Here is a 25,973-nt window from a genome sequence, read left to right as displayed (position 1 = left end):
AGTCTCTTTTTTATTCACCGCGTTGATGCCACTGGGCCAGTCATCAGTAAGGAATGTTTCACAGGGGAATTCTGGGGCGAGATGCTGCAAAAAACCTGCTGGTACCGACGGTGAATTTTTATTGCATACCAAGGACTCCTCCCATGACGATGAAACTCTCGACGCTGGCATTGGCAATCAGCGCCGTCATACCTGCCGCCTATGCTGCCACCGCTGACGATACAACCACAAAGAAAAACCAGACCGAAACCATGGTCGTACAGGGCGTGACAAGTGGTGATTTTACCCCCGGCGGTGAACAGCTGGTTCCGGCTTACCTTGATGGGCAAATTGCCCACGGTGGCCGCATCGGGATGCTGGGCGAGCAAAAAGCGATGGACGTACCGTTTAACGTCATCGGTTACACCTCTAAATTGGTTCAGGATCAGCAGGCGAAAACCATTGCCGATGTGGTCAAAAACGATGCCGGTGTACAGGCAGTGCAGGGCTACGGCAACTTTGCTGAAACCTACCGGATTCGCGGCTTTAAACTCGACGGTGACGACATGACCATGGGCGGCCTGTCCGGCGTGGTGCCACGTCAGGTGATGGATACCCAGATGCTAGAGCGTATCGAAGTCTTTAAAGGGGCCAACGCACTGGTGAACGGGGCGGCCAGCTCCGGCGTCGGCGGCATGATTAACCTTGAGCCGAAGCGCGCTGAGGATATTCCGACCACGCGTATTGGCGTCGACTATACCGGTGATTCGCAGGTCGGCGGTTCGCTGGATCTGGGCCGCCGCTTCGGTGACGACAACCAGTTTGGCGCGCGCGTGAACCTGCTGCACCGCGAGGGGGAAGGGCGCGTTGATAACGACAATCGCCGTACCACGCTGGCCTCGGTGGGGCTGGACTACCGCGGCGATCGCTTCCGTTCCTCTTTTGATTTTGGCTACCAGAAAAAGACCTTCCACGGCGGTGAGATGGGGATTGGCTTTGCCGACATTAGCGAGGTGCCGAAGGTGCCAAGCAACACCAAAAATACCGGGCAGAAATGGGGCTACAGCGATATCGAAAATGAATTCGGTATGGCCAAAGCGGAATACGACCTGACCGATAACTGGACCACCTACGCGGCCTTAGGCGCACAGCATGCGCATGAGGAAGGGACCTACGGCGCACCGAAGCTGACCAATATCAACGGCGATGCCACCATCAGTAGTATGGATACTAACCGTATCATCGATAGTTTCAGTGGGATGGGCGGTATTCGCGGCAGCTTTGACACCGGCGCAGTGTCTCACAAGGTTAACATCGGTTACTCGGCGCAGATGCGCAGCGACGCCACCGCCTGGCGTATGTCGAGCGCTAAGACCAACAAGAACGTCAATATCTATAATAACCACGATGTGAGCATGCCTGCTTATACCTCGGTTGGCGGTAACTACCATGATCCGCTGACCACGGCACGCAACCGCACGCAGGGCTGGCTGTTCAGCGATACGCTGGGCTTCTTCGACGACAGCCTGCTGTTTACCGCTGCCGCGCGTCATCAGAAAGTGGTGATTCGTAACTACAGCAATACCACCGGCCTGGAAACCACCACCTCCAGCTTCACGGAAAGCCGCTGGATGCCGACTTTCGGCGTGGTCTACAAACCGTGGGAAACCGTGTCGCTGTACGCTAACCACACCGAAGCGCTGCAGCCGGGCGGCAACGCACCGAAAACCGCGAATAACTTTGGCCAGAGTATCGGCATTGCCCATTCCAAACAGGAAGAGGTGGGCGTGAAGGTTGACTATCAACGGGTAGGCGGTTCGCTGTCGCTGTTCCAGATTAAGAAACCGTCCGGCGTGCTGGACAACGATGGCTACTACCGTATGGACGGCGAGCAGCGCAACCGCGGCCTTGAGCTGAGCGTCTTCGGCGAGCCGATGTTTGGCCTGCGCCTGAACGGTAGCACCCTGTGGATTGACCCGGAGATGACCAAAACGAAAGGCGGCCTCAACGATGGCAACGATGCTATCGGTGTCTCCCGCTTCTACGCCGTACTGGGTGCCGAATATGACATCAAACCGGTGGATGGCCTGACGGCAACCGCGCGCGTGAACCATACCGGTTCGCAGTATGCGGATTCCGCCAACACCAAGAAGCTGGATAGCTACACCACGTTGGATTTAGGCATGCGCTACCGTATGCACCTGAACCAGGAGCAAAACGACCTGGTATGGCGCGTGGGCGTGACCAACGTGACCAACGAGAAGTACTGGTCCGGCGTGGATGATACCGGCGTTTACCTGTATCAGGGCGAGCCGCGTACGCTAAAACTCTCGGTGAGCTACGACTTCTAAGTCATTGCAAATATAGGGATATTGCCCCGAAAGCTGGTGCTTTTCGGGGCTTTTTGCTACAGGGGGCAGGGTACTGATTGCCTTGCGGCAAGCCGCGCTAAGTGTTAAAAGGTGCCCCTTCCTATTTATGCTACAGGGGTTAGACGTGAGAAACGCGTCATCAGCATCCAGCCAGAATCAACCGGATGCCTCGTCGGAAACTAGCCCGACGCTTCACCGCGGATTACAAAACCGCCATATCCAATTAATCGCCCTCGGCGGCGCCATCGGTACCGGCCTGTTTCTCGGTATCGGCCCGGCCATTCAGATGGCAGGCCCGGCGGTGGTCCTCGGCTACGCCATTGCGGGCGTTATCGCCTTTATGATCATGCGCCTGCTGGGCGAGATGGTTGTTGAAGAGCCGGTGTCAGGGTCTTTTGCCCATTTTGCTTATAAATACTGGGGGCCGTTCGCCGGATTTTTGTCTGGCTGGAACTACTGGGTGATGTTCGTGCTGGTAGGTATGGCCGAACTGACTGCCGCCGGGATCTATATGCAATATTGGCTGCCGGACATCCCTACCTGGGTATGGGCCGCAGGTTTCTTTGTCTTGATCAACGCCGTCAACCTCGTGAACGTACGCCTGTACGGTGAAACGGAATTTTGGTTTGCGCTGATTAAAGTGCTGGCGATTATCGGCATGATTGGCTTTGGTATCTGGATGTTGGTCTCCGGCAAAGGTGGCGATCACGCGGGTATCGATAACCTGTGGCGCTTTGATGGCTTCTTTGCCACCGGCTGGCAGGGGCTTATCCTGTCGCTGGCGGTGATTATGTTCTCCTTCGGTGGGCTGGAGCTTATCGGCATCACGGCGGCAGAAGCGCGCGATCCGGAAACCTCTATTCCGAAAGCCGTAAACCAGGTGGTTTATCGTATCCTGCTATTTTATATCGGTTCGCTGATCGTCCTGCTGGCGCTGTATCCGTGGGTGCAGATTAAGTCTGATAGCAGCCCGTTTGTGATGATTTTCCACAATCTGGACAGCAATCTAGTGGCATCGGCGCTGAACTTCGTCATTCTGGTGGCATCGCTGTCGGTTTATAACAGCGGCGTCTATTCCAACAGCCGTATGCTGTTTGGCCTCTCCGTACAGGGCAACGCACCGCGCTTTTTGACTAAAGTCAGCCGTCGCGGCGTACCGGTAAATTCGCTGATCCTCTCTGGAACCATCACCTCGCTGGTGGTACTGGTGAACTATCTGTTGCCGCAAAAAGCGTTTGGCCTGCTAATGGCACTGGTGGTGGCCACGCTGCTGCTGAACTGGATAATGATCTGCATGGCGCACCTCAAATTCCGCGCCGCGATGCGTCGTAAGGGGCGCGAGCCGAAATTTAAAGCGCTGTGGGCACCTGCCAGCAACTACATCTGCATTGCTTTCCTGTTGATGGTCTTTGTGCTGATGTGCACCATGGATGGCATGCGCCTGTCGGCGATTCTGCTGCCGGTGTGGGTGCTGTTCCTGTTTATTGCGTTTAAGACGCTGCGCCGCAAAGCGTAATCCTCGTGAAATGCGGTACGGCCGTTAGCGCCGTACCGTTTCTCGCCTTCCTGAACCGCCTGTACCCGATCTCTTGCCAGTGGCAGGATCCTAACTCTCCCTGTTCATTACCGCGATCGGCGGACGATTTTTAATCGTGAGCGCTCTCGCAAATTTACATTGCGATGGGCGAACTTATTTTTGTAATCGATTACTTTTCTTTTTGAACTACTTTTGTAATCGATTACTTTGAGGGTGAGAACATGGTCTCTACAACGCAAAGCTCGGAAAATAGCGGCGTACAGCACCGGCTGCTGGTGCCGCGTCTGTCGCTGATGATGTTTATGCAGTTTTTTATCTGGGGCAGTTGGTCTGTGACGTTAGGGCTGGTGATGAGCCAGCACAACATGTCATTACTGATTGGCGATGCCTTCTCAGCGGGGCCGATTGCCTCAATTCTTTCGCCCTTCGTCTTAGGGATGCTGGTTGACCGTTTCTTCCCATCGCAAAAGGTGATGGCGGTGATGCATCTGCTGGGGGCCGTGATCCTGTGGTTTGTCCCGCAGGCGCTGGTGGCCCAAAATGGCGCGCTGCTGATTGGCCTGTTGTTTGGTTACACCCTTTGCTATATGCCGACGCTGGCGTTAACCAACAACATTGCCTTCCATAGCCTGAACAACATCGACAAGACTTTCCCAGTTGTGCGCGTGTTCGGCACCATTGGCTGGATTATTGCCGGGATTTTTATCGGTGTGACCGGCATTTCTGACACCACGGGTATTTTCACGCTGGCCGCGCTGTGTTCGGTCGTGTTGGCGGTTTACAGCCTGACTCTGCCGCATACGCCGGCACCGGCAAAAGGGCAGCCGCTGAAGCTGCGCGATCTGTTCTGTGCTGACGCGTTTGCATTGCTGAAAACTCGCCACTTCCTGGTATTTGCCATCTGCGCGACGCTGATTTCGGTCCCGCTGGGCACTTATTACGCCTACACCGCATCGTATCTTGCAGATGCGGGCGTGGCGGATGTGAGCACCGCGATGTCGTTTGGTCAGATGTCAGAAATCGTCTTCATGCTGATTATCCCGCTACTGTTCCGCCGCCTGGGCGTGAAGTACATGCTGCTTATCGGCATGCTGGCCTGGTTCGTGCGCTACATGTTCTTTGCGCTGGGCATCAATGAAGAGACGCGTTTCCTGCTGTACCTTGGCATTCTGCTGCACGGCGTGTGCTACGACTTCTTCTTTGTGGTGGGCTTTATCTACACCGACCGCGTGGCGGGCGAGAAAGTCAAAGGGCAGGCGCAGAGCATGGTGGTGATGTTTACCTACGGTATTGGCATGCTGTTGGGCTCGCAAATTTCCGGTGCGCTGTACAACCAACTGGTGGCCGGGCAGACCGTACCGCAGGCGTGGGTGAACTTCTGGTGGATCCCGGCGGTTGCCGCGGTGGTGATTGCCTTTATTTTCCTGATCTCGTTCAAATACGACGAAAAAGAGCAGGCGTAATTGTTTAAGGAGGGGGTATGAAAACCATTAAGGGACCGGGCATTTTTCTCGCCCAGTTTATCGGCAGCGATGCGCCGTTTAATTCGCTTGATGGGCTGGCTGAGTGGGCTGCGGGGCTGGGGTTTAAAGCGCTACAGCTCCCGTGTAACCATCCGGGGATCTTTAATCTTGAGCAGGCGGCGGCTAGCCAGACCTACTGTGATGAAATCGCCGGGCGTCTGGCGGAGCATGGGCTGGTGATTAGCGAACTGTCGACACATCTGGAGGGGCAGTTAGTCGCCGTCAATCCCGTTTATGACAATGCGTTTGACGCTTTTGCACCGGCGGCCGTTCGGGGTAATTCGACGGCCCGTCAGCGCTGGGCGGTGGAAAGCGTCAAGCAGGCGGCGCAGGCCTCGGCGCGGCTGGGGCTAAAGGCGCACGCGACATTTTCCGGGGCGTTAGCCTGGCCGTTTTTCTATCCGTGGCCGCCGCACAATGCGGCGCTGCTCGACGAGGCATTTGATGATCTAGCGAAGCGCTGGCGGCCGATTCTTGACTGCTTTGACGAACACGACGTTGATCTGTGCTACGAAATTCACCCCGGTGAAGATCTGCACGACGGTGTGACGTTTGAGCGTTTCCTGCAGAAAGTGGATAACCATCCGCGCTGCCATATGCTGTATGACCCAAGCCACCTGCATTTGCAGAATATTGATTATCTGGCGTGGATCGACATCTACCATTCGCGCATACGGGCGTTTCACGTCAAGGACGCCGAGTTCGAGCGTAATGGCCGCAGCGGCGTCTACGGTGGTTATCAAAATTGGCAAAACCGTGCCGGGCGTTTCCGCTCGCTGGGCGATGGTGATATTGATTTCAAAAAGATCTTCAGCAAGCTCACCCAGTACGATTTTGACGGCTGGGCGGTCATGGAGTGGGAGTGTTGTCTGAAGGATGCGCAAACCGGCGCGCGTGAAGGCAGCGAGTTTATTAAGCGGCATATCATCCCCGTCTCCGCGCGGGCGTTTGATGACTTTGCCGCTGGCAGCGAGGTGCGCGGATGATTCAGATTGGTATCGTGGGGTCCGGCTTTATTGGCCCGGCCCACATTGAGGCGCTGCGACGTCTGGGGTTTGTCGAGGTGGTGGCGCTGTGCGATGTGTCGCTGGCAGCGGCACAGGACAAGGCGCGCCAGCTAAATATCCCACATGCTTATGGCGATGTCGAAGCGCTGTTGGCCCATCCGGGGCTGCAGGCGGTGCACAACTGCACGCCGAACTTTCTTCATGCGCAGGTGAACCGGCAGATCCTGCGTGCCGGGAAACATGTCTTTTCTGAAAAACCGCTGTGTATGACCGTGGAAGAGGCACGCGAGCTGGAGCAGATGGCGCAGGGGGCGGGCGTGGTGCACGGCGTCAGCTTTGTTTATCGCCAGTTTGCCATGGTACAGCAGGCGGCGAGCATGGTACGTAACGGCAGCGCCGGGCGGCTTTTCTCGGCCTACGGCGGCTACCATCAGGATTGGATGCTGCAGGAAACCGACTTTAACTGGCGCGTTGATGCCGCGCAAGGTGGCGTTTCTCGCGCGGTAGCGGATATTGGTTCCCATTGGTGCGATACCGTCCAGTTTGTCACCGGGCGACGCATTGTTGAGGTGATGGCGGACCTCGCTATTGTCTGGCCAACGCGTAAAGCCAGCGTGGCCGCCGAGGCAACCTTCAGCGAGCATCGCCCTGATGCGCAGTACCAGGATGTGCCGGTGACCACCGAGGATGCCGGTTCGGTCCTGTTCCGTTTTGACGATGGTAGCAAAGGTTGCTTTAGCGTGTCGCAGGTCTCAGCCGGGCGGAAAAACCGTCTTCATTTTGATATCAATGCCAGCGACTGTTCGCTGTCGTGGGATCAGGAGACGCCACAGCAGCTATGGATTGGCCAGCGTCATCAGGCCAACCAGTTGCTTAGTGATGACCCGGGTTTGTTAAACCGCGACGTTGCAGGGCAGGCGCATTTTCCCGGCGGCCACAGCGAAGGCTGGCCGGATGCGTTTAAGAACATGATGCTGAACTTTTATCAGGCCGTGCGTACGGGCGAAATGCCTGCCGAAAACGCGCGGCGCTTTGCCTCGTTCAGCGAAGGGGCGAACGTCATGCATATCATTGACGCTATCGTCAAAAGCCATCAACAGCGGCGCTGGGTCAGCGTGGAACAATAACCCTGTGCCCGGTACGCCGGGCACGATTTTTATGATAGCCTGCACGCAAAGCGTTAATTGCAGGGAATAGCGTAGCTATGTCAATTCAGAAAATCGCCCAATTGGCCGGGGTGTCGGTAGCCACCGTATCGCGCGTGTTGAATAACAGCGACACGGTGAAGGCGAAAAACCGCGAGCGGGTTTTGCAGGCGATCAAAGAGAGCAACTATCAGCCAAACCTGCTGGCGCGCCAGCTACGTACGGCGCGTAGCTCAATGATCCTGGTGATGGTGTCCAACATTGCCAACCCGTTTTGCGCCGAGGTGGTGAAGGGAATCGAAGAAGCCGCTGAGAAAAACGGCTACCGCATTCTGCTGTGTAACTCCGGCTCTGATATCGAACGTTCCAAATCGGGTCTGCGACTGCTTACCGGTAAAATGGTAGATGGCATCATCACCATGGACGCTTTTAGCAAACTGCCTGAGCTGACTACCGTGATCGGCGATGCGCCGTGGGTGCAGTGCGCGGAGTACGCCGATGCGGGCGCGGTTTCCTGCGTGGGGATCAACGATGTTGATGCTGCAGAACATGCGGTCGGCTATCTGGCCGCGCAGGGACATCAGCGTATTGCCTTGATTAACCACGATCTCAGCTATAAATATGCCCGTCTGCGTGAGCAGGGATATCACGCGGTGCTGAAACAGCAGGGGCTTGAGTTTGACGCCGTGGAGTACGCGAATGATTTGAGCGCAGCGGCGGGGAAGGCGGCGATGAAAAATCTACTGGCGATGAGCCCACGTCCGGATGCCGTATTCGCGGTTTCGGATTCGCTGGCGGCTGGTGCCATGCGTGCCATCGAACAGGCCGGATTGCAGGTGCCGCAGGATATTGCGGTGATGGGTTTTGATGGCACCGAGCTTGCGGAAATGGTCTCGCCGCAGCTCACCACCGTTGAGCAACCTTCAAGAGAGATTGGGGCCAAAGCGGTAGAGCTGCTGCTGAACAAAATCGAAAACCCGGACGTGCCCACCGAAAGGGTGATGCTCGACTGGCGCTTTATTTCACGCGCCAGCGCCTGATTACGACTGCCCGAACGCGCCTGAGAGGGCGCGAATATCATTGCCGGTTGGCGATTGATGAATCCGTAAGCCAAACTCTTCCACCACCGCAAAAATATGGTCGAAAATATCGGCCTGAATACTCTCATATTCCGCCCACACCACGGTGTTGGTGAAGGCATATATCTCAATCGGCAGGCCGTTATTGTCCGGTGCCAACTGACGCACCATCAGCGTCATATCTTTACGGATCCGCGGGTGGTTACGTAAATATTCATTGAGATAGGCGCGGAAGGTACCAATATTGGTCATCTTACGCAGGTTCAGTACCGACTCGCCGCTGCCGTGCTGCTGATTCCACAGCGTAATTTCCTCATGACGAGAATCCATATACGGTTTTAACAGACGAGCCTGAATGAGGCGCTGCTGTTCCTGTTCGTCAAGAAAATGAACGCTGGTGGTATCGATATTAATGCTGCGTTTAATTCGGCGACCGCCGGAGGCCGACATACCGCTCCAGTTTTTAAACGAGTCCGAGACCAGCGACCAGGTTGGAATGGTGGTGATGGTATTATCCCAGTTGCGCACTTTGACGGTGGTTAAACCGATATCGGTGACCGCGCCGTCCGCGCCATATTTGGGCATCTCCAGCCAGTCGCCAAGCTTAAGCATGTCGTTGGCGGAAAGCTGAATGCCCGCCACCAGGCCAAGAATCGGGTCTTTAAACACCAGCATTAATACCGCTGCCATCGCCCCAAGGCCGCTTATCAGAATTGCCGGCGATTGCCCCAATAGCAGGGAGATAATCAGGATGCCGACCAGAATCGCACTGACCAGCTTAACGCCCTGGAATATACCTTTTAACGGTAGCTGAGAGGCAACCGACAGTTTCTGCGACAGATTAAAAATAACGTCAAGCAGCGAGAAAAATGACAGCAGGGCATATAGCATCACCCACAATTGGGCGACGGTGGTTAATATTTGTGCCGCATCGCTGCCTTTTTGCAGCCATAGCACGGCCTGCACGTTGACAATAATCCCCTGCAGCGTAAAGGCCAGGCGGTGAAACAGTTTGTTCTGCGTGATGATTTGCAGCCATAAATGGCTGCTGGCCTGTGCGCGTTTTTCAAAGGTGCGAAGTACCAGCCGATGAAGTATCAGATGGACAATGATGGCAGTGAGAAAAATAATACCAAAGATAATCACGAGCGAATTGGTATGGTTTATTTCAATGCCCATTTCTTCGATTTGGGTGATCAATTCCTGCATAACGTCTCCTATATAACCAGCCATCTATAATGGACAGGCTGGCTATATTATGCAAACGGCGACGCACGTTATCCCTAAAGCTGCCCTCGCGCTAACGCCGTTCACTTAAGCAAAGCGATTAGGGGAAACGCCGGTATTGGGTTTCCGGCGGTCGCTGCGGATCACCCAAGCTTAAATTCACGGAGTTAGCCTCCGCGCAGGCCGCGAGAAAGCACCGGATTTAAGATGACGAGGCGGCAAGCTGCGGGCTGCGGTTTAAATGATGGCGCAGCCCAATAGCGATAACCGCCAGCAGCAGCATCATCGCGACCTCTACGCCAAGAAAACCCATCATGGCCTGCGGGTAGCTGCCGTGGTGATTGCGCATCAGAGCCAGCAACAGCGAGCCAAATACCGCCGGGCCCAGGCCCAGCGTCGCCTGTTGTAGCGTGCTGAGCAGCGCGCTTCCCGCCCCGGCGTCATTGGCGGTAATATCGCGCATCCCGACCCGATAGAAACAGTTCACAATCAGCGCCTGACCGTAGCCAATAAGTGCCGTCGACGGTACCAGCGCCAGCGTGGTGGTGGCCTGAGCAAAATGATGGAACGTCTCCAGCAACAGCAGCAGGCCGCTTATTTGTACTGCCAGACCGGCTAACAGAATTTTCCCCATGCTGTGTCGGGCTATCAGCTTCGGCGCATACAGCGCCGACAGGAAGTAGGCGACGCCGAGGGCGACAAAGCTATTGCCTGACTGCCACGGTGCCATGCCCAGGCCGGACTGCATGGTCAGCGCCATACAGAACATAAAGCCGGACCAGGCGCTAAAGAACAGCAGGGCAATCACCATTCCAAAGCGGATGCTGGCCAGTTTTAACAGTCGCGGCGGCAGCAGCGGATGTTCGCCCCGTTGTTCTTTGCCCAGGGCGCTGGCACGCATCCACAGCAGCAGCGGAATAATCGCCAGCAGCATCAGACGCATTGACCACGGCCAGTGTAATTCAGGGCCAAGCGCCATTGGAAACAGCAGGCAGCAGAGAATTAACCCCAGACTCAACGTGCCCTGCCAGTCGATGCTGGCGTGTTCATCGCGACGGGTTTCCGGCACATAGCGGCGGCTCAAGGCCAACACCAGCAGGCCAATCGGCACGTTGATGAAAAAGGCGTTACGCCAGCCGAGTCCGGCGATATCCGCGGATACCAGCCAACCGCCGAACATCTGACCGACAATAAACGAAACGCCGCCGATGCCGCCGTACAAGCTGATCGCGCGGGCGTGCGCGGTACCTTTTAGCGTCACATGCAGGGTCGCGAGGATCTGCGGCACAATCAGCGCCGCACCGGCCCCTTGCAACGTTCGCGCGGCCAGCAGTGCGCTAATCGAGTTAGCCAGGCCGCACAGCAGCGAAGCTAGGCTAAAAATCGCCACGCCCCACATAAACAGGCGCCGACGGCCGTAGTTATCACCAAGCTTGCTGCCCATCGCCAGACACACGGCGAATGCTACGCCGTAGAGCGCGACAATGAGCTCCAGTTGGGTGGCGCTGGCGTGCAGCGACGCGGTGATTGAGTCGAGGGCGACGTTGGTAATTGAGGTGTCGATTTGCGGCAACATCAGGCCGGTTAGCAGCAGGAACAGCCCCGCGCGGCCGGGGGAAACAGCAGACGTTTTCATGGTGACTCCATTGCGTCATTCAGCGATTGGCCGTAGCATCGCTGATTAGATAAACGGGTACCAGTTCCTGGTTATACTGGTACTGGCGCTACTATGCTGGAGATACCATGAGCCATATCAGCCACAGTGATTTAGACACATTGTCGATACGACAGGACGACAGCCGCAAGCAGCTCGGGGCATTTCTGCGGGCGCGGCGGGAGAGTCTCGATCCGCAGCGGCTAGGGCTTCCACGCAGCGGCCGGCGCCGCACGCCGGGTTTGCGGCGTGAAGAGGTGGCGATGCTGGCGGATGTTGGCGTGACCTGGTACACCTGGCTTGAGCAGGGGCGCGAGGTGAACCCGTCGGCGACGGTGATGCAGGCCGTTGCTGAGGCGCTTCAGTGTAGCCCGCTTGAGACCCGGCATCTGTTCGTGCTGGCAGGGCTAACGCCCCTGGAGTCGGCCAACGCTCCGCAATGTGAAGGGATCAGCCCCGGCGCACGGCGTATGCTGGACAGTCTGCTGCCTCAGCCCGCCAGTATCCAGAAGCCTAATTTTGATATCGTGGCGTGGAATGACGCCTTTTGTCGGCTGATGGGCGTTGATTTCGCCACGATTCCAGAAGATGACCGCAACTGTATCTATCTCTATCTGACTCATCCGGGCTGGCGCAGCCGGCTGGCAAATCGTGATGTCCTCACCACTTTTGTATCGTACTTCCGTGCGGCCATGGCCGAGCACCGGGGCGATCCGGCATGGGAAAATAAGCTGGCCCGTTTCTTTGCCGCCTCCGCCGAGTTTGAGGCGCTCTGGCATAAAGACCACGAGGTGCGCGGTGTCGAAAACCAGATTAAGAATTTCCATCACCCTGAGTTCGGTGATTTTCAGCTCCAGCAGATGTATTGGTACTCGGCGCCGCGTAATGGTTCTCGGCTGCTGGTCTATTTACCGGTTGATGAGGTGGGTGAGGCGGTGTTGGCAAAACTGTAAAAGAGGGTTTCCCGGCCTCGCAGCGCAAGGTCGGACTCTTTTTTACGATCCATTTTCCAGACTTGAGGATCAAATCTGAAAATTGTCATTAGCGCGCATAGGGTGGTGCGTAAATGGTGAATTAGCCTTTAAGGCAATTTGCCTTATATGCTAATCTTTCAGGGGCGAGAATCGTGTTTAAAATCGTTGCTCATGCGGATGTCAGGAGTGAGATGCTGTCATTGCCCGCGTCGGTACAGGCAAAAATGATCGTGAAGATCGACAAGCTTCGGTACAACCCTACCGCTTTCCGGGAACCTGACAGCAAACCTCTTGGGCAGGGGCTTTTTGAAATACGGACCTTAGGGGGAACTCAAAGTCGATGCCTTTATGTTTTTCAGCGCAATCAGACGATTTTCTTGCTACGCGTTTTTGTTAAAAAAACGCAAAAGACGCCACCGACAGAGATTCGTCTGGCGCTAAAACGGCTACTGGAGATGCAGGATGAGTAAGAAAATAATTGATTGGGACGAGCTGAAAACAGAGATGCTGTCGCAACCCGATGTGAAAGCCGCATTCAATGCAGAGGAGCGGCGTGAACGGCTGCGCGAGATGCTGGCACAGTGGCGGAACCACGCAGGCCTTACCCGTGCGCAGGTGGCCGCAAGAATGGGGGTCAGTGCACCGACGGTATCGAGAATGGAGGCTAACGTGACTCGTGCGAGTCTGGATACGCTGACGCGCTATGCGCTGGCTTGCGGCGTGAAGCATCCGCAGATACTGCTGTACTGAGATTTTCCCGACCTTGCAGCGCAAAGCCGGGAAGGTCATCTGGCGGGATTAGATCTCGGTAATCACCGTGGCTTCCGGCAGACGAGATTTCGGCAGCGCTTTGTTGAAGTCTTCTACGCTGTGATGTCCTACAGGCACCACCACCAGGCTTGTGAAGCCTTTCTCTTTCAGACCAAATTCGGCGTCCAGGATTTCTGCATCAAAACCTTCAATTGGCACCGCGTCCAGACCCATCGCGCCCATGGCGAGCAGGAAGTTGCCCACGTTCAGGTAGGTCTGACGAGCGGCCCACTGGTCGTCGTCATGACGCTCTTTACGGTGCAGATCGGCGAAGAAAGTGCGGCCTTTATGGTTAGCGGCTTTCGCTTCAGGCGTTGCGAAACGGCCATCGGCGTCTTCTTGATCCACCACTTTTTCCAGCCAGGCATCGTCAATAGCGGTTTTCGCGCAGAAGACCACCACATGAGAAGCATCGAGCATTTTACGTTCGTTGAACACGTAGCCGCCCGCTGCGGATTTTGCCACGCGCGCTTTGCCTTCATCGGTGCTGGCCACGATAAAGTGCCACGGCTGGGAGTTGGTGCTGGATGGGCTGTAGCGGAGCAGCGTTTTCAGATTGGCTGCCTGCTCTGCGGTCAGTTTTTTGCTGGCGTCGAAAGCTTTGGTGGAATAGCGCGCTAAAGCAACGGATACGATATCCATAAACACTCCTGAAGGATGAAAGGCACCGCCAATCGGTGCGTTGAATCACAGAAGGGTACCGCGCTGATTCCAAAATGAGAAGGCGTTCAATGCGATAACACTTATCGGATTGAACGGAAAATCAGACCGGCCGCACCCGCTGCTGGACGCGTTTCGGGAGCTTATTGACCACCAGATTCCACGAATCCTCAATCAGGCTGTTAAGCAGACTGACGGTGATTTCCTCACCGGGATAGACTGAAATCCAGTGCTTTTTGTTCATATGGTAGCCAGGCTTAATATGCGGATAGATGGCCTGATGCAGCAGCGATTGTTCGGGATCGACCTTCAGATTGATGATCGGCTCGCCGCGAAGGGAGGCTTTGAGCATAAACATTTTCCCTTCGACGGTGAAAACGTCATATTCCGGGCCAAATGGCCAGTAAATATCGGAGAAGGGCAGAGTGAGTGCGAACTCGTGCGCGCGCTCATGCAGCGTTTTACCGTCCATTAGTCACCTTCGGCCAGCGCCAGCCACATGGCTTCGAAGCCCAGCGCCTTCAGCTTATCGGCGCGCTGCGGTTCGCGGCTGGCAAATTCAATGGTCGCTTCAGCAAGCGATAAAAAGAGCGCATCGCCAAAAGCGCGGAAGTCATCAGACATAAATACCGCACGTACCGAACGCTGGCAGAGCTTTTGCAGCTCCGGGAACATGGCGCGCACCTGCTCGATGGTTTCGTCGGTGATTTTTTCGCTCACCGCCATACGGCGAATGGCGTGATGCCCGGTGGGATTACGCACGCCCCAGTCGATGTAGCTGTTCCAGATGCTGTGGGTAAACTCTTTTGGCGAGACGTTCTCGACCAGTCCGGCGAGCATCGCCTGGCACAGGTCGCTTTTCAGATGCAGATAAAGTGCGTTCAGCAGGTCGTCTTTGGTGGCAAAATAGCGAAACAGTGTGCCTTCAGCAACCCCGGCACTGCGCGCAATCATCGCAGTCGATGCGGCAATTCCCGATTGGGCAATGGCGCTGGTGGCGGCTTCCAGTAACGCTTGTTTTTTATCTTCACTCTTCGGACGAGCCACTACACTTTACCTCTCTGACTGTAAAAAAACTGATTGAAACATGTTGAGCCCAGGGACTTCAACGTCGATTGTCAAATTTTGAAAATTGCTTGACGATTTTTTCCACTCCTTTCTATAATGAGTGCCTACTCACTCATAATCAACTTTTTTCGTGTGGCTTCCTGGATGAAGCCGGTCTCGGGTCAGGACATGAAACGTCTTATCATCAGTGTGGTCGCTATCATGCTTATTGCCAGTGCAGCAAGTTTACCTTTCGTTCTGAACGCCGGTTTCGGCCATGCCCCGCAGGGTGCCGAAAAGAGCCTGATTGAGCGTTCGCCAAACTACCGTGATGGCGAGTTTCAAAACACGCTGCCGACGCCAGGTTTCAGCAGTGACAAAAATATGGTAGTCGCGCTGTGGGAGTTTTTAACCGTCAAGCGCGAGAACGCTCGTCCACAGCAGCCGCTGCCGCTGGTTCCGACCGATCTTGCTCGCCTGCCGCTGGAGACCGACACCATGATTTGGCTCGGCCATTCGTCGTGGTATCTGCAGCTTTCCGGTAAGCGCATCCTGATTGATCCGGTATTTAGCAGCTACGCCGCGCCGTTCGCTTTTTTGAACAAAGCGTTTGACGGCAACTATCCGTGGCAGGCGGCCAATATGCCGGACATCGACCTGCTGATTATCTCTCACGATCACTACGACCATCTCGACTACGCCACCATCAAAGGGCTGCTGCCGAAAATTAAACGCGCCGTGGTGCCACTGGGCGTCGGTTCACACCTGCGCTACTGGGGAATGAAAGATGAGCTCATCACCGAAGCCGACTGGCAGCAAAGCGTCACCATTAGCGATGCGCTGAACGTGCACGTTTTGCCGGCGCGCCACTTCTCCGGCCGCGGGCTTAAGCGTAACCAGACGCTGTGGGCCAGCTTTATGTTCGTGACGCCGACGCAGAAGATTTATTACAGCGGCGACAGCGGCTACGGCCCGCATTTCAAAGCCATTGGCGAACAGTTTGGCAAGGTGGATATCGCCATTCTGGAAGATGGCCAGTATGACCAGGACTGGCGCTATATCCACATGATGCCGGAACAGACCGCGCAGGCAGCGGTGGATCTCAACGCCGAGCGCGTACTGCCGGGCCATGCCGGACGCTTTGTGCTGGCCAAACATACCTGGGACGATCCGTATAAACGTCTGGCGCAGGCATCAAAAGATAAAGCATATCGGCTGCTGACGCCGATGCAGGGCGAGCCGGTTTGGCCGGCTGACGCAACGCAAACATTTCGTGCCTGGTGGGAATAACCACCGGTTGTAGATAAACGAGGGGAGGGGTGTATGACCGAATTAGCCACTCAGGTGATCGACACACTGGTCGAATGGATTGACAACAATCTGCATCAACCGCTGCGCATTGATGAAATTGCCCGCCGGGCGGGGTATTCAAAATGGCATCTACAGCGCATTTTCTTACAGCATAAAGGGGAAAGTTTAGGCCGCTATATTCGTAAGCGTAAGCTGAATCTGGCGGCGGACGAGCTCTGTACCACCGATCAAAAGGTGTACGACATCTGCCTGAAGTATGGGTTTGATTCCCAGCAGACGTTTACGCGAATCTTCACCCGCACGTTTAATCAGTCACCGGGGGCGTATCGCAAGGAAAATCATCGCCCACGGGCGCACTGAGTTGATTCCTCTCCTCGAAAGGGAGAGGGATCGGCCGTGGCGGCACACGCCATCAATCGGCGAGCGAAAACCAGCGTCGCCACACATAGCGCATCAGCAAATACTCCATCGTCCCCAGCACCAAAAACCACACGCAAAATAGCACGGTGTAGAGCTGGCTCAGATCCATGAAATGGAAGGTCTTCACCAGCTTTTGCGCCAGCGTAAGCCCCAGCGAGGGTGCTGGCAGCAGCAGGCAGGAGAGAAACGCCATCAATAAGATACCGGCGGCGGTCATCAGGGATTCGAGCGGATGCTTCATACAATGTTAATCTTTAGTTAAAGATATTATTGTCCGGTAATTTTTAATGGAACGCAATGTTTCTAATTTAATAAACCTGCCCATTAATTAAAAATAATAAATAACAACTCCTACGAAAATAATCGTATGACGGAAGTTAAATAATATTCAGAATTAAATTAAATTATTATTTCGTAAATTAACGTCATGCTCCTGATATTATTTTTACAAAAGTATAAGTACTGTATCCAACCAGCGTGGCAAGCACGATGGCCAGGGCGATGTACAGCGCCAGGCGGCGTCCTCTGTAGATTCCGAACATAATAACCTCGTTTAGATGGGGTTTAGGAACATTCTGTAATATTATATTCAGCAAATCAACTTAATGTCGTTTTGAAATTTATAGAGCAAAGAAAATTGTGAACTGACAATTATCTTTAAACCTAAAAATATTATTAACGACGACGCCTTGGCCAGAAAGTGAATTCAGGCTTTCCGTTAGCAGGAATTTAAAAGGAACTGCAATCTTGTCGAAAATGATGAACGCTCAGAATGTGCCGCACGCGGGTCGTGACCCGCAAGAGCACGCCTATCAACTCTCTGCGCAGAAAGTGTTGACGCAGATGAATAGCCAGCCCGAGGGGCTTAACGCCAGCGACGCGGAAAAGCGTCTGCATATCTATGGCCCAAATGCGCTGCCGGAAAAAAAAGGCAAGCCAGCATGGCTGCGTTTCCTCGCGCACTTTAACGATGTTCTGATCTACGTCCTGCTGGCCGCCGCCGCACTAACCGCGGTCATGGGCCATTGGGTTGATACTGCCGTGATTCTCGGCGTGACCGTGATTAACGCCCTGATTGGTCACATTCAGGAAAGTAACGCGGAAAAATCACTGAAAAGCATCCGTAATATGCTCTCCAGCGATGCGCAGGTGATTCGTGATGGTAATCATATGACGGTGGCGACCACCGAACTGGTGCCGGGCGATATCGTGGTGCTACGCGCTGGAGACCGCATTCCAGCGGATATGCGTTTGATTGAAGCGCACAACCTGCGCGTCGAAGAGGCCATTCTGACCGGCGAATCTACCGTTGTCGATAAGCACACCGACGCGCTTCACGGTGAACTACCATTGGGCGACCGTACCAACATGCTCTTCTCCGGTACCACGGTAAGCGCGGGTGGCGGTAGGGGCGTGGTCGTCGCGACCGGTCAGGAGACCGAGCTGGGCCACATCAACCAGATGATGGCAGGCATTAAAAAGCACCGCACGCCGCTGCTGGTACAGATGGACAAGCTCGGCAAGGCGATCTTCGCCATTATTCTGGCGATGATGGTGGCGCTGTTTGTTTTCAGCATGCTGCTGCGTGACATTCCACTCGGTGAACTGCTGCTGTCACTGATTAGCCTGGCGGTTGCCGCGGTACCGGAAGGTTTACCGGCGATTATCTCCATCATTCTGTCGCTGGGCGTACAGGCCATGGCGCGCAAGCGGGCGATTATTCGCAAGCTGCCTACCGTTGAAACCCTGGGGGCGATGACCGTAGTCTGCTCGGATAAAACCGGCACCCTGACCATGAACGAAATGACGGTGAAAGCGATAATCACCGCAGACAGCTGCTATCGCGTGGACGGCAACAGCTACGAGCCGCACGGCAATATCTATCTGGAAGGCTGTGACACCGCGGTTAAAGTACAGCCCTATACCGTGCTGGAAACCTATCTGCGGACTATCGACCTGTGTAACGACAGCCAGCTGATTCAGGACGCGCTGGGCCACTGGGGCATTACCGGCGGCCCAACCGAGGGCGCACTGAAGGTGTTGGCGGCAAAAGCTAATCTCGAGCCGCTGCGTACCCAACTGGTTGCCAAGATCCCGTTTGATTCTCAGTACAAATACATGGCGACCCATTTCCTGCTCGACGAGCAGGAGACGGTGATGGTCACCGGCGCCCCGGATGTCCTGTTTGCCCTGTGCCAGCAGCAGCAGACCTCGCGCGGTGCGGTGCCGTTCGACCGTGGCTACTGGGAGTCCGAAATGGCGCGCTTTGCCAGCCAGGGGCTGCGCATGGTCGCCGCGGCAACCAAGCCGGCGAACGCCGGACAGAAAACGCTCGACCATAGCGACCTGCAGGAAGGGCTTATCTTCCTTGGTATTGCCGGGATGATGGATCCGCCGCGTCCGGAAGCGGTTGACGCTATCCACACCTGCCAGAATGCGGGGATCCGCGTGAAGATGATCACCGGCGATCATCCGCAGACGGCGATGAGCATTGGCCAGATGTTGGGGATCCGTAACAGCAGCGAAGCCATGACCGGCTATCAGCTGGAGCACATGGATGACGCTGAGCTCGCCAAAGCGGCGGTTGAGTACGACATCTTTGCACGTACCAGCCCGGAGCATAAGCTGCGTCTGGTTAAAGCGCTGCAGGAGAGCGGTGAAATCGTGGGAATGACCGGCGACGGCGTCAACGACGCCCCGGCCCTGCGTCAGGCTGACGTCGGGATCGCCATGGGCATCAAAGGCACCGAGGTGACCAAAGAGGCCGCCGACATGGTGCTGACCGATGACAACTTTGCCACCATCGCCAGCTCGGTAAAAGAAGGGCGTCGCGTGTACGACAACCTGAAGAAGACCATTTTGTTTATCATGCCGACGAACCTGGCGCAGGGGCTGTTGATCATCATCGCGCTGCTGGCGGGTAACATCATCCCGCTGACGCCGGTGCTGATTCTGTGGATGAACATGGCGACCTCCGCTACGCTCTCCTTCGGTCTGGCCTTTGAGGCCGCCGAGCGCAACGTGATGAATCGCCCGCCGCGTAAAACCGGCCAGCACGTGATGGACGCGTTTGCCGTCTGGCGCGTGGCCTTCGTGGGCTCAATGATTGCCATCGCCGCGTTTATTCTTGAAGCCTGGCTGGCACCGCGTGGCCACAGCGCCGAGTTTATCCGCACCGTGCTGTTGCAGATGCTGGTGACCGCGCAGTGGGTTTACATGATTAACTGCCGCAGCAGCGATCGCTTCTCCTTAAATAGCGGTCTGCTGAAGAACAAAGGTATTTGGCTGGTGACCGGTGTACTGCTTCTGCTGCAGTTGGCCATCATCTACCTGCCGCTGATGCAGACGCTCTTCGGCACCGAAGCACTGCCGCTGCGCTACTGGGGTATCACGCTGGCGATTGGCGCGGTGATGTTCCTGGTGGTGGAAGTTGAAAAACGTCTGACCCGCCGCTTCCGTAAAACCGCATAGTCATCAGTTGCCCCTCTGCCTGCGCAGAGGGGCGCTTTCCCCGCAAGGACTTCCCAATGAAAACGACACTCCGCTTCGCCTTACTGGCCTGCGGGCTGGCTTACTGCACGCTCGCTTTTGCCTCGGTCCCCGTGCGCACCGTTACCGTTGAGCGCTCGCCGCATGCGGTTGAGCGACAGCTACCGGGCCGCGTAGAAGCCATTCACGCCGTCGACATCCGCGCGCGCACCGAAGGCACCATCGTGCAGCGTCACTTCCAGGACGGTCAAGAGATCCAAAAAGGCGCTCTGCTGTTTACGCTTGATGACGCGCAGCCGCGCGCGGCGTTGGCATTAGCTCAGGCCGAACTGAAAAGCGCACAGGCGTCGCTGCGTCAGGCGCAGCAGTTGTTGTCGCGCTATCAAAGCCTCAAGTCCAATCAGTCGATCAGCCGCAATGACGTCGATACCGCGCAGATGCAGCGCGATGTCGCTGCCGCCGCGGTGGAGCAAGCGACAGCCCGCGTCAGCGCGCAGCAAATCATCCTTGATTACACCCGTATCACCTCGCCGGTAAGCGGTCGCGCTGGGCACAGTGCTTTTCACGTTGGCAGTTTGGTGAATGCCGCCAGCGGCGTGCTGGTGGAGGTTGTTCAGCTTGATCCGGTGCGCGTGAGCTTTGCGCTAGATGAATCCGCGTTCTACAGCAAAGCCGGACAACACAGCGATATTCGCGCGCTGAAGGCCGCATGGCTGGCGCAAATTACCCTCGATGGCCAGCGTGAAGATGGCGTGTTGACCTCCGTGGATAATCGTATTGACGCGCGCACGGCAAGCGTAGCGGTACGCGCCGAGTTTGCTAACCCGCAGCACCGACTGCTGCCGGGCGGCAACGTCAATGTCACGCTGCGTCCACAGGTGCTTAATGAGAGCGTGATGATCCCAGCCTCCGCGGTCCAGCAGGATGCTGACGGCTACTTCAGTTGGGTACTGACGGCGGAAAACACCGCCGCCCGACGTCGCCTTGAGCTGGGTGGCCAGCACGGCCAATCTTTCGCCGTCGCGAAGGGATTAAACGCCGGCGAGCGCGTGGTCACCGAGGGTGCACAGCGCCTGACCGATGGCGCGGCCGTTCAGTTGCTGAATTAATTAAGGAGACAGGATGCTGACGTTCTTTATCCGTCGTCCACGCTTTGCCATGGTGATTGCGCTATTGATGACCTTTGTCGGGGCCGTCGCGCTGAAGCTCATCCCGGTGGAGCAGTACCCACAAATCACGCCGCCGGTGGTGAACGTCAGCGCAAGCTGGCCGGGCGCGAGCGCACAGGACGTGGCGCAGGCCATCGCCGCCCCGCTGGAAACCCAGCTTAACGGCGTTGACCAAATGCTCTACATGGAGTCGACCAGCTCCGACGACGGGGGGTATAGCCTCAACCTGACCTTTGCGGCCGGTACCGATCCGGACATGGCGGCGGTGGATGTGCAAAACCGCGTCGCCCAGGCGGTGGCGCAGCTGCCTTCCGTGGTGCAACAAAACGGTGTGCAGGTGCGCAAGCGTGCCAGCAACCTGCTGATGGGCGTCAGCCTCTACTCGCCAAACGGCACGCTGCAGCCGCTGGAAGTCAGCAACTATGCCAGTACCCAGATTCGCGAAGTGCTGGCGCGCTTGCCCGGCGTCGGCCAGGTGCAGATGTTTGGCGCCCGCGACTACAGCATGCGCATCTGGCTACGTCCGGATCGCATGAACGCGCTGAATATTACCAGCGACGATATTGCGAAAGCGCTGGCTGAACAGCACGTACAGGGCGCGGCTGGGCAAATTGGCACGCCGCCGGTGTTTAACGGCCAGCAGCAGACTCTGACCATTAATGGCCTGGGACGACTGACCGAGGCCGATGAGTTCGGCCAGATTGTGGTGCGTAGCGGCGCGCAGGGGCAATTAGTCCGTCTCTCCGATGTGGCGAATATTGAACTGGGGGCGCGTAGCTACAATTCCAGCGCGCAGCTCAACGGCGTTGACTCGGCCTATATGGGGATTTATCCCACGCCGACCGCCAATGCGCTACAGGTGGCGAGCGCCGTTCGCGCCGAGCTGACGCGTCTGCAAACCCGCTTCCCAGCCGACCTGAAGTGGGAGGTCAAATTTGATACCACCCGTTTTGTTTCGGCCACGATAAAAGAGATTGGCACGTCGCTGGCGCTTACGCTGCTGGCGGTGGTGGCGGTGGTGTCGCTGTTCCTGCAAAGCCTGCGCGCCACGCTGATTGTGGCGCTGGCGATCCCGGTCTCGCTGGTGGGCACGTTTGCGGTGCTTTATGTGCTTGGCTACAGCGCCAATACCCTGAGCCTGTTTGCCATCATACTGGCGCTGACCATGGTGGTGGATGACGCCATCGTGGTGGTCGAAAGTGTGGAAGGGCATATGGCGGAAGGGTTAAGCCGCACCGAAGCCACCGCGCTGGCGCTGCGTCAGATTGCCGGGCCGGTGATTGCCACCACGCTGGTGCTGCTGGCCGTATTTGTACCGGTGGCGATGCTGCCGGGGATCGTCGGCGAGTTGTATCGTCAGTTTGCGGTCACGCTCTCCACGGCGGTCACGCTGTCGAGCATCGTAGCGTTGACTATGACGCCAGCGCTCTGCGCACTGCTGCTGCGCCCACGTCCGCCAACACCGGCCGCCTTTTTCCGCGGTTTTAATCGCGGGCTGGATGCCACCCGCTATGGCTATGGCCGGCTAGTAGGATGGATGAATCGTCGTCCACTGGTCGCCGTGGCGGCGACCTCAATTGCAGCGCTGCTGGTGGCGTGGAGCTTCTCGACAATGCCGAAAGGTTTTCTACCGCAGGAAGATCAGGGCTACGTCTTTGCTAACGTGCAGTTGCCGGAGTCGGCTTCGCTTGAGCGTACCGAAGCGGTGATGGCCCAGGCGCGCCAACTGCTGGGCGCGCACCCGGCGGTGGAAGACGTGATTCAGGTTTCCGGTTTTAGCATTCTTAGCGGCACCAGCGCCTCCAATAGCGGCTTTATCTCGCTGATGCTCAAAGACTGGTCGCAGCGTGCGCCGCTGGATGTTGTGATGGGCGAATTATAGCGCCAACTGCACGCGCTGCCGGAAGCCACCATCATGCTATTTGCGCCGCCAACCCTGCCGGGGCTTGGCAGCGCAGCGGGCTTTGATCTGCGTATTCTGGCGCAGGCCGGGCAATCTTCCGCTGAGCTGGAGCAGGTGACCCGTGGGATCTTAATGAAAGCCAATCAGCATCCGCAGCTAAGCCGGGTGTTTACCACCTGGAGCAGCAACGTGCCGCAGCTAACGCTGACGGTGGATCGCGACCAGGCGGCACGTCTGGATGTGCCGGTGTCGCGCATCTTCAACAGCCTGCAAACTGCCTTTGGCGGCGCGCGTGCCGGAGACTTTAGCGTTAATAACCGCGTTTACCACGTGGTGATGCAAAATGAGATGCAGTGGCGCGAGCGCGCAGAGCAAATCAGCGAACTGTTTGTGCGTAGCAATCATGACGAGCTGGTGCGGCTGAGCAACCTGGTGACCGTCACGCCAACCGTCGGCGCGCCGTTTGTGCAGCAGTACAACCAGTTCCCATCCGTTTCGGTGAGCGGTTCGGCGGCAGAAGGGGTGAGCAGCCGCACGGCGATGGCACAGATGGAGATACTGCTCGCTGAGCATCTGCCACAGGGCTACGACTACGCGTGGAGCGGCCTCTCCTGGCAGGAGCAGCAGACCGGCAATCAGGCAATATGGATTGTGCTGGCGGCGGTCGCCATGGCGTGGCTGTTCCTTGTTGCCCAGTATGAAAGCTGGACGCTGCCGGCCAGCGTGATGCTCTCGGTGCTGTTCGCCATCGGCGGCGCGCTGCTATGGCTGTGGACCGCGGGCTACGCCAACGATGTGTACGTGCAAATAGGACTGGTACTTTTGATAGCCCTGGCGGCAAAAAATGCGATTCTGATCGTTGAGTTTGCCCGCGAGCGGCGTCAGTCCGGGCTGTCCATTGTTGACGCTGCGCGTGAAGGGGCGACGCGCCGCTTCCGGGCGGTGATGATGACCGCGGTGTCGTTTATTATCGGCATCATGCCGATGATGTTCTCCACCGGCGCCGGAGCGCAGAGCCGCCGTATCATCGGCACCACGGTGTTCAGCGGCATGCTGGTGGCGACGGTGATAGGCATTCTGTTTATCCCATCGCTGTACGTGCTGTTCCAGCGGTTGCGCGAGTGGGCGCACCGTCGGGCGGGCTAGCCCATCTGCGCCAATTGGTGACGCAGTACATCAACTCCCGGCGCAATGGCGTCGGGGTTGATGGCGTGAAAACCCATGCGGAAAAAGTTATCCGGCGGCGCGTCATCAAGAAAATGCCGGGCTCCGGGTTCAATTAATACGCCCGTGTGCGCGGCACGCCAGGTTAGCTGTTGGGTACTGATATGCGCCGGTGTGCGCAGCCAGAAGGCGTTGGCGTGTTCGCTGCCGGGCAGCGGCTGACATTCTGGTAATAGCGCCGAGAGGGCTGCATTGAGCATCTCCCAACGGCGCGCGGAGTCATCACGGTAGCGCCGCAAATGGGTTTCGTAGTGGCCTTGCGCCAGAAAATGCGCCATCTGATATTGAATATTGGTTGGCGGATGACGGTAGACCAAACGGCGCAGCGCGCGCGCCTCATCAATTAAGTCCGGGTCAGCGACCATAAACCCCAGACGCAGCCCCGGAGACAGCGCTTTGGACAGGCTGCTCACGTAAATCACCCGCCCACTACGATCGCTGGCCTTCAGCGCCGGCAGCGGATTGGCCTGGAAGTTACTCTCTGAATCGTAATCGTCTTCAATGATCACCGCATCGTGCTGCGCCGCATAGGCCAGCAACTGGCTGCGGCGGGCTTTACTCATGGTGACGCCGGTCGGCACCTGATGGCCTGGGGTCACATAGTAATAATCACAGGGCGTGTCGTTGAGGATGATGCCCTGTTCGTCGACCGGGTGCGGCACAATCTGGCTTTCGCCGAGCATGAAGGTATTGATGGCCTCGCGAAAGCCGGGATTTTCCACGCCGACGCGAGTCTGACGCGACATCAACAGGCGGGTGAGCAGATACAGGGCGTTTTGCGATCCCAGGGTTATCAGGATTTCATCGGGCGCGGCGACAATGCCGCGCTTGGGCAGAACGCGAGTGCGGATCTGCTCCACCAGCATCGGCACATCCTGGTCAATATGGTCCACCACCCAAGCCGGATCGCGCGTACCGCCGTGCAGCCAATTGGCGGCAGAGCGCCAACTGGCCAGCGGGAACTGGCGGGTATCCGGTTGTCCGTAGATAAACGGGTAGCGATAGTGCATCCAGCCCGCCGGTTTTAAAATGGACTCCTGCTGGCTCGGGGTGATGTTGAGCCGCGTGCCCCACGATGGTGCACGTTCTCCGTCGATGGGTGCAGGCGCCGCGCTACTAAGGCGCGGGGCGGCATAGTCCGGATGCAGGTAATATCCGCTGCGTGGACGGCTAATCAGGTAGCCTTCGTTGACCAGACTTTCAAACACCAGCGCGGTGGTGTTGCGCGAAACCTGAAGCTGGTTTGCCAACTGCCGACACGAGGGCAGCGGCGTATCGGCCTGGAAAATACCGCCTAAAATCGCCTTCACCAGCGACTCACGAACCTGCTCTTGCAAACCGCGCTGATGGTCAAAATCCACGTGCAGTAAGTGCCGAATCATACGCTGCTCCTTCCAGTATCCGCTTTCTTAGCACTCAGCAATTTTTGTACCAGCCTGAAAT

General features: G+C 56.7%; 20 protein-coding genes and 1 pseudogene. 14 read left to right on the top strand and 7 right to left on the bottom strand.

Annotation, left to right across the window (positions count from 1 at the left end):
• Positions 1-143: 143 nt before the first annotated feature.
• From KCR01S_RS08135 to KCR01S_RS08110, 6 genes are all read left to right on the top strand, one after another.
• Entirely contained in the window at positions 144-2,330 is a 2,187-nt protein-coding gene (locus tag KCR01S_RS08135; protein WP_061281954.1) for a TonB-dependent receptor, read from the top strand.
• A 145-nt stretch (positions 2,331-2,475) separates the two neighbouring features.
• Entirely contained in the window at positions 2,476-3,867 is a 1,392-nt protein-coding gene (gene pheP, locus KCR01S_RS08130; RefSeq protein WP_061281952.1) for a phenylalanine transporter, read from the top strand.
• A gap of 242 nt (positions 3,868-4,109) precedes the next feature.
• Positions 4,110-5,351 (top strand): MFS transporter, encoded by a 1,242-nt coding sequence (locus tag KCR01S_RS08125; protein ID WP_061281950.1) that lies wholly within the window; start codon positions 4,110-4,112, stop codon positions 5,349-5,351.
• A gap of 17 nt (positions 5,352-5,368) precedes the next feature.
• Complete coding sequence (locus KCR01S_RS08120) at positions 5,369-6,397, top strand: sugar phosphate isomerase/epimerase family protein (RefSeq protein WP_061281949.1); 1,029 nt, start codon at positions 5,369-5,371, stop codon at positions 6,395-6,397.
• Positions 6,394-7,545 carry a Gfo/Idh/MocA family protein gene (locus KCR01S_RS08115; protein WP_061281946.1) on the top strand — a complete coding sequence of 384 codons (1,152 nt, stop codon included), beginning with the start codon at positions 6,394-6,396 and terminating at the stop codon, positions 7,543-7,545. Before KCR01S_RS08120 ends, KCR01S_RS08115 begins: the two co-directional genes overlap by 4 nt.
• 77 nt (positions 7,546-7,622) lie before the next feature.
• Positions 7,623-8,603 carry a LacI family DNA-binding transcriptional regulator gene (locus KCR01S_RS08110; protein WP_061281944.1) on the top strand — a complete coding sequence of 327 codons (981 nt, stop codon included), beginning with the start codon at positions 7,623-7,625 and terminating at the stop codon, positions 8,601-8,603.
• Here KCR01S_RS08110 and KCR01S_RS08105 read toward each other — a convergent pair whose 3' ends face one another.
• Together KCR01S_RS08105 and KCR01S_RS08100 are read right to left on the bottom strand one after the other, a co-directional pair.
• Positions 8,604-9,851, bottom strand: a complete 1,248-nt coding sequence (locus KCR01S_RS08105; protein ID WP_061281942.1) for a mechanosensitive ion channel family protein — start codon at positions 9,849-9,851, stop codon at positions 8,604-8,606.
• 220 nt (positions 9,852-10,071) lie between these two features.
• Positions 10,072-11,505: an MFS transporter gene (locus tag KCR01S_RS08100; RefSeq protein WP_061281939.1), complete on the bottom strand. Its 1,434-nt coding sequence runs from the start codon at positions 11,503-11,505 to the stop codon at positions 10,072-10,074.
• Positions 11,506-11,612: 107 nt separating this feature from the next.
• On the opposite strand from KCR01S_RS08100, the gene KCR01S_RS08095 reads away from it, so the two are divergent.
• The 3 genes from KCR01S_RS08095 (at position 11,613) to KCR01S_RS08085 (ending at position 13,247) form a co-directional block, all read left to right on the top strand.
• Positions 11,613-12,476 (top strand): helix-turn-helix transcriptional regulator, encoded by an 864-nt coding sequence (locus KCR01S_RS08095; protein ID WP_061281937.1) that lies wholly within the window; start codon positions 11,613-11,615, stop codon positions 12,474-12,476.
• Between the two features lie 173 nt (positions 12,477-12,649).
• Entirely contained in the window at positions 12,650-12,967 is a 318-nt protein-coding gene (locus tag KCR01S_RS08090; protein WP_061281935.1) for a type II toxin-antitoxin system RelE/ParE family toxin, read from the top strand.
• Positions 12,960-13,247, top strand: a complete 288-nt coding sequence (locus tag KCR01S_RS08085) for a helix-turn-helix domain-containing protein (protein ID WP_061281933.1) — start codon at positions 12,960-12,962, stop codon at positions 13,245-13,247. The genes KCR01S_RS08090 and KCR01S_RS08085 overlap by 8 nt, the downstream gene beginning before the upstream one ends.
• A 48-nt stretch (positions 13,248-13,295) precedes the next feature.
• On the opposite strand, the gene nfsB is transcribed toward KCR01S_RS08085, so the two are convergent.
• The 3 genes from nfsB to KCR01S_RS08070 form a co-directional block, all read right to left on the bottom strand.
• Positions 13,296-13,949 carry an oxygen-insensitive NAD(P)H nitroreductase gene (gene nfsB / locus KCR01S_RS08080; protein ID WP_061281931.1) on the bottom strand — a complete coding sequence of 218 codons (654 nt, stop codon included), beginning with the start codon at positions 13,947-13,949 and terminating at the stop codon, positions 13,296-13,298.
• Between the two features lie 121 nt (positions 13,950-14,070).
• Complete coding sequence (locus KCR01S_RS08075; RefSeq protein ID WP_061281929.1) at positions 14,071-14,439, bottom strand: MmcQ/YjbR family DNA-binding protein; 369 nt, start codon at positions 14,437-14,439, stop codon at positions 14,071-14,073.
• Positions 14,439-15,014 (bottom strand): TetR/AcrR family transcriptional regulator, encoded by a 576-nt coding sequence (locus KCR01S_RS08070; RefSeq protein WP_061281928.1) that lies wholly within the window; start codon positions 15,012-15,014, stop codon positions 14,439-14,441. Before KCR01S_RS08070 ends, KCR01S_RS08075 begins: the two co-directional genes overlap by 1 nt.
• A 189-nt stretch (positions 15,015-15,203) precedes the next feature.
• Between KCR01S_RS08070 and KCR01S_RS08065 the strand changes: the two genes are divergently transcribed.
• Together KCR01S_RS08065 and KCR01S_RS08060 are read left to right on the top strand one after the other, a co-directional pair.
• Positions 15,204-16,304 carry an MBL fold metallo-hydrolase gene (locus tag KCR01S_RS08065; protein ID WP_061282164.1) on the top strand — a complete coding sequence of 367 codons (1,101 nt, stop codon included), beginning with the start codon at positions 15,204-15,206 and terminating at the stop codon, positions 16,302-16,304.
• Between the two features lie 33 nt (positions 16,305-16,337).
• Complete coding sequence (locus tag KCR01S_RS08060) at positions 16,338-16,685, top strand: RamA family antibiotic efflux transcriptional regulator (RefSeq protein WP_061281925.1); 348 nt, start codon at positions 16,338-16,340, stop codon at positions 16,683-16,685.
• A gap of 52 nt (positions 16,686-16,737) precedes the next feature.
• On the opposite strand, the gene KCR01S_RS08055 is transcribed toward KCR01S_RS08060, so the two are convergent.
• Positions 16,738-16,986, bottom strand: a complete 249-nt coding sequence (locus KCR01S_RS08055; protein WP_061281924.1) for a DUF1158 domain-containing protein — start codon at positions 16,984-16,986, stop codon at positions 16,738-16,740.
• Between the two features lie 515 nt (positions 16,987-17,501).
• Between KCR01S_RS08055 and KCR01S_RS08050 the strand changes: the two genes are divergently transcribed.
• From KCR01S_RS08050 to KCR01S_RS08040, 3 genes and pseudogenes are all read left to right on the top strand, one after another.
• Complete coding sequence (locus tag KCR01S_RS08050) at positions 17,502-20,216, top strand: cation-transporting P-type ATPase (protein ID WP_061281922.1); 2,715 nt, start codon at positions 17,502-17,504, stop codon at positions 20,214-20,216.
• Positions 20,217-20,272: 56 nt separating this feature from the next.
• The gene (locus KCR01S_RS08045; protein ID WP_061281919.1) at positions 20,273-21,343 is read left to right on the top strand and encodes an efflux RND transporter periplasmic adaptor subunit; all 1,071 of its coding nucleotides are present in this window, start codon (positions 20,273-20,275) and stop codon (positions 21,341-21,343) included.
• A 13-nt stretch (positions 21,344-21,356) separates the two neighbouring features.
• Positions 21,357-24,452, top strand: a pseudogene (locus KCR01S_RS08040) (efflux RND transporter permease subunit).
• Here the strand turns inward: KCR01S_RS08040 and pdxR are convergent.
• Positions 24,449-25,912, bottom strand: a complete 1,464-nt coding sequence (pdxR, locus tag KCR01S_RS08035; RefSeq protein ID WP_061281917.1) for a MocR-like pyridoxine biosynthesis transcription factor PdxR — start codon at positions 25,910-25,912, stop codon at positions 24,449-24,451. The pseudogene KCR01S_RS08040 and the gene pdxR sit on opposite strands and share 4 nt — an antisense overlap.
• Between the last annotated feature and the right edge of the window lie 61 nt (positions 25,913-25,973).

It is taken from the genome of Kluyvera cryocrescens NBRC 102467 (assembly GCF_001571285.1).
GTDB classification, from domain to species: Bacteria; Pseudomonadota; Gammaproteobacteria; order Enterobacterales; family Enterobacteriaceae; genus Kluyvera; species Kluyvera cryocrescens.
Note: the sequence above shows the minus strand (reverse complement) of the source record. Positions and strands in the feature narration are given on the sequence as shown.